Source organism: Roseburia sp. AF42-8 (assembly GCF_003435965.1).
Lineage (GTDB): Bacteria > Bacillota > Clostridia > Lachnospirales > Lachnospiraceae > Roseburia_C > Roseburia_C amylophila.
Genome location: NZ_QTVB01000080.1, coordinates 1 through 5321 on the forward strand (window position 1 = coordinate 1; position 5321 = coordinate 5321).

A 5321-nucleotide genomic window follows, 5' to 3' on the forward strand; every position below is an offset into this window, starting at 1 on the left:
TTTATATAGAACAGTCGTATATCGTTCGTTGTATTCCTGATAGAATATTTATTTGGCTGAGCTATTTTTTACGGACAAGAAAAATATTACATTGGAACAATCCTACTTTATATAATGAAAAAATACAGTGGTTGAAAATTTATGATAGAAATCCAGATTATTCTAAGCTGGTAGACAAACAGGCTGCTAAAGAGTGGGTAAGCGAAAAATTAGGAGAAGAGTATGTGTTTCCTACACTTGGTATATGGGATAAGTTTGATGATGTAAATTTTGATGAGTTGCCAGAACAATTTGTTTTAAAATGCACTCATGATTCTGGTGGAGTGCTCGTCTGCAAAGATAAAGCAATGCTAAATTATGAAAAAGAAAAAAAATTCTTCGAATGGCATATGAAGCGCAATTACTACTGGCACGGAAGACAGTGGCATTATAATGGGGTAAAACCCAGAATTATTGCTGAAAAATATATGGTAGACGAGTCTCAGAAAGAATTAAAAGATTATAAGGTCTTTTGTTTTCATGGAGAACCCAAAGTAATACAGGTAGACTTTGGAAGATATGAGAAGCATGAGAGAAATTTATACACACCAGAATGGGAGTATATTCCAGCTCAGATAAAATATCCAACAAATCCATCACACCAAATAGAAAAGCCTGTTATTTTAGATGAACTGTTAAGGTGCGCTAGAATATTGTCAGATGGAATGAGACATGTCAGGGTGGATTTTTATATTATTGGAAATAAACTTTATTTTGGAGAAATGACATTTTATCACGGAGATGGATGTGAAAAGTTTACACCACAAGAATTTGAAAAGATAATGGGAGATTGGATTAATGTTAAATAGTAATTATGTTGGAATTGCATATAGTACTGAAAAAAAATATACAGATAGAAAGAAAAAAAATTGGTTTCGTCCAGATACACAATATCCTGAAATGATGTTTGATGCTTGCTCAGAACACAATCAAGTGTATGAAGCAGTTAGGGAGGCTCTACATATATATCAGATGGATAATGACAATTATGGAACCGATAGATGGAATCCGTTAGGCGAATTAATTAAACCAGGAGATAATGTTATTATTAAGCCTAATTTAGTTATGGATTATAATCAGTCAAATGAAGGAACAGAGTGTCTTTTTACACAGCCAGAAGTTGTTGCACCAATTATTGATTATATTTTAATTGCTTTAAAGGGAAAAGGCGGAATCATAATTGGGGATGCACCTATGCAGGAATGCAACTTAGAAAAACTGCTTGAAGAAAGCGGATATAATGAAATGATGGAGTGGTATAGAAACGTTGGCGTAGAAATAAAGATTGTAGATTTTCGTGGCTTGACAACACAGATTGATAGTAAAAAAAGAATAGGCGTTCGCAAACAGACAATTAGCGACAATCAGGATGGAACAGTTATTGATTTAGCAGACATGAGCCAGTTTGCCAAATATGATAAAGAACATTTAGAAAAGATGCGAATCACAAACTATTCTCCAGACCGTTTGAAAGAACATCATTGTCCTGGCAGACATGAATATTTTGTGTCCAATTATATTTTGAATGCGGATGTTGTGATTAATATGCCAAAGCCGAAGACTCATAGAAAAGCTGGCTATACGGCGGCGATGAAGAATATGGTAGGGATGAATGTTAGAAAAGAGTATTTACCACATCATACGATTGGAAGTGTGGCAGAAGGAGGAGATGAATATAAAAAGAAGAGTCTATTACGAAATATAGATGATAAGTTATATGACATAAAGAATACATTAGAAGGAAAAGAACGTTATAAAGCAGCTAAAGTTGTCTGGTATATTGCGGGTGGTTTAAAGGTTCTCGGAAACAAGGTACATCATGACGAGGCAGAGGGAAATTGGTATGGAAACAAAACTATAAGCAAAACAATAGTTGATTTGAATAAAATACTCTTTTATGCAGACAAAAATGGACATATACATGATGAGATTCAAAGAAAAACATTGAATATTGGAGATATGATTATTAGTGGCGAGAAGGAAGGCCCTGTAGCACCTAGTCCAAAGCAGATTGGAGCAATTATAATTGCATTGAATGCCTATATTTTTGATATGGGTGTGGGCATTATGATGGGGGCAGATGCAACAAATTTTCCATTTGCAGAGGATTGCAAAAATGCAAATGAAAGTCTTCCATTGTGTAATTATCAAGATGATGAGTTGATATATGTTTCAAATGATGAAAAACTGAACAACAAGGATATAAAAAGTGTATCAAATGAGTTGAAATGGAAATTTGTTCCGACTAAAGGCTGGACGGAAATGTTTATTTGAGATAAAAATAGGGCATATGGCAGAGAATTTTATGCTGTCTTGTGGTTGGAAAGATAATTTTTAAAACATAATACTTATCAAGGAAAGCGAGATTAATTAAATGTTGCATAAGGTATTAAGTTGGTTTGTTTTACATTTTACAGGAAATAGAGGAGCGAAAGGACTTAGATATTCGGGTCAATTAAAAACATATAATTACTTAAAAAAAATGCAATGGAATGTAATGGAGGAGAATATCAATATACAGAAAAGAAAATTATATGATATTGTGATATTCTCCATAGAACATGTTCCGTATTATAGAGAACTAGGATTCAAAAAAGAAGATTTTTCGAAGGCGACAATATTTGACGATATAAAGAAATTTCCTATACTGACAAAAGATATAATTCGACGCGAAGGAAAAAAAATGTATCCTGATATACCAATAAGGGATTGGACATTCGAAAATGTTTCAGGAGGAACAACAGGAGAGCCGGTTAAATTTAGGCATAGTGGAAAATTTTTTGAAACCGATCAAGGAGCAAAATTGTTGTTTGATGAATGGTCTGGACGAAAAATAGGTGATTATCAAATTCGCTTATGGGGAAGTGAAAGAGATATTGTATCAGGGAAAAAAGACTGGATGAACAAAATTTACCGTTGGATGAGAAATGAAGTCTTTTTAAATACTTTTGTAATGTCTGAAGATGTAATAAAAAAATACATAAATGTGATAAATGAGACAAAGCCCAAAATGATTTTAGCGTATGTACAGTCCATTATGGAAATTGTGAAATATGCAAACTTAAACCATATTGAAATGTATTCACCTCGAGGAATTATGACATCTGCTGGAACATTGGACGAACAGATGCTAGAGGAAATTCAAAAAGTATTTAAGTGTCCTGTCTTCAATCGTTATGGCTCAAGGGAAATGGGAGACATGGCATGTAGTTGTAATAAGAATGAAGGTCTGCATATAAATACGTTTGTTTCTTATATAGAGGTACTGGATGGTAATTATGAATCATGTAATTTAGATGAGGAAGGACAACTGATAGTATCATTGTTGAGTGATTATTCAATGCCTATAATTCGTTATGCAATAGGAGACAGAGGAGCGTTAAGCTCAAAGACTTGTACGTGTGGTAGGGGATTGCCTATGCTGAAATGTGTTACTGGAAGAATAATTGACTTTTTTAAAACTATGGATGGGCGTATAGTATATGGAGATTATTTTACACACCTTTTTTATCCCTGCACTAATGTAAAACAATTTCAAGTTATTCAGGATGCAATAGATCACATTTTGGTAAAATTGGTTTTTTTCGATAAAGATGTTGATAATAAAGGTTTTTATTTTGAAAAAGAAAATGAAATAAAAAAAGCCATGGGAGAAGGAACAAAAGTAGACTTCAAGATTGTTGATGACATTCCAGTATCGAAATCGGGAAAACGAATTTATACCATTTGTCAAATATGATTGATAAAAGTCTGTAAATAGAAAGCTAGGGCTAACTTGAAAGAATTAAACTGATTACGTAATTTTCAAATATATTATACAGTTTAAACAACAAACCATAAATATATTGTAGTAGTGGAGGAATATATGAAAAAACAAATCAATATATTGAATGACACCATATTGAGTTTAGGATCAAAAGCGGTAGGAATGATTCTCTTTATGGCAACGGATATAATGATTGCGAGGTTTCTTTCGACTGAATCTTATGATGAATGGAGTTTCTTTTATGCGATTATTACTATGTGTTATTGGTTAGTCTGGTTTGGAATAAATGAGTCAGTCAGAGTTTTTGTCGCCAAAGAAAGAAAAAATATCAAAAGACAGAATAGCAATATTCGTATAGGAATAAAATTACGTTTACTAATCAGTGGATTATTTTTATTATTATTTACTATTGCAAGTATAGTATTTATCTTTGTAGAGCCTAGTAAAAATTTAAGATATCCGCATTTAAAAGAACTGTTTGTATGCGGAAGCCTTTTGTGCTTTGCTAATTCTTTGTTAGAGTATTTTAAGGCTGTTTTTATAGGTCTTGTTAAATTCAAGAATATTTTCATATTGACATTGGCGGAATTTGGTGGTTATTTTATCTTTGGTGTAGGATGTCTGGTTATATCAAAAAATATCATTGGATTAGGAATCGGATATGTAATTGCTATTTGGAATGCTGCTTTAATAGGAAGCATTTTGTTAAAAAAATATTTAAGAGAATCGAAATGCCAATACGCGGATAGTGAATATGAGAAAACTATAAGGTGGAGTATTTTTAAATATGCTATGCCAATTTTTGTTGTTAGTATTGGCTCACTTCTTTTGACAGAAATGGACTCATTGATGTTGGGAGTGATGAGTGAAACCGGAGAAATAGGGGCATATTCTATTGCAAAAAGCTTAATGGGAAAACTCACACATGTTAATCTGGCAATATGTACAAGTACAATGACTGTCTTTGCTGTTTTAACCAAAGAAAATGTAAATAGGATGAGGAAAACATTTCATAAAATTATGCTTGGAAATGTTGCGGTTATGTTGCTAATTTGCGTAGCAGTACTCTTATTTGGCCCTTATGTGATTAGAATATTATATGGGGTAGAATATAGTAAATCTGGAATTGTGATAATTTATCTGATACCTTACTATTGTGGTTATGCTATTACAATATTTATGTCTGCTTTATTGGATTACCAAGAAAAAGCAAAGCAAAGAGTACCAATTTATTTTGCTATGATATTGTTGAATTTTATATTAAACATGTTATTTATTCCTCGTTATGGGGCTATTGGAGCTGCAATCGCAACCGATTTTAGTCTGTTGCCATATTTGGTGGGGCTGATTTTTTTAAGCCAGAAGGTATTTAAGGAAAAAGAATAGATATTTAGATAAAATTACTTGGAACAGATAATTAGATACATAGGAGATAAGTGCTTAATGGGTCAAAAAATGACATCAGTGTTTTCATTTATATCAACCAATCATATACTGGAATTGGTAGGATTTATTA

4 protein-coding genes are annotated in these 5321 nt (G+C 32.5%); all 4 read left to right on the plus strand.

Translation table 11 applies throughout. The features are described 5' to 3' along the window. On the plus strand, positions 1 to 848 hold an 848-nt coding region (locus DW059_RS14790), incomplete at its 5' end, for an ATP-grasp fold amidoligase family protein (RefSeq protein WP_207659174.1). Then, positions 838 to 2313: a DUF362 domain-containing protein gene (locus DW059_RS14795; RefSeq protein WP_117699301.1), complete on the plus strand. Its 1476-nt coding sequence runs from the start codon at positions 838 to 840 to the stop codon at positions 2311 to 2313. The genes DW059_RS14790 and DW059_RS14795, both read left to right, overlap by 11 nt. Before the next feature lie 100 nt (positions 2314 to 2413). Continuing rightward, positions 2414 to 3778 (plus strand): phenylacetate--CoA ligase family protein, encoded by a 1365-nt coding sequence (locus tag DW059_RS14800; protein WP_117699302.1) that lies wholly within the window; start codon positions 2414 to 2416, stop codon positions 3776 to 3778. A gap of 126 nt (positions 3779 to 3904) precedes the next feature. Then, positions 3905 to 5191 carry an oligosaccharide flippase family protein gene (locus DW059_RS14805; protein WP_117699303.1) on the plus strand — a complete coding sequence of 429 codons (1287 nt, stop codon included), beginning with the start codon at positions 3905 to 3907 and terminating at the stop codon, positions 5189 to 5191. Positions 5192 to 5321 lie beyond the last annotated feature (130 nt).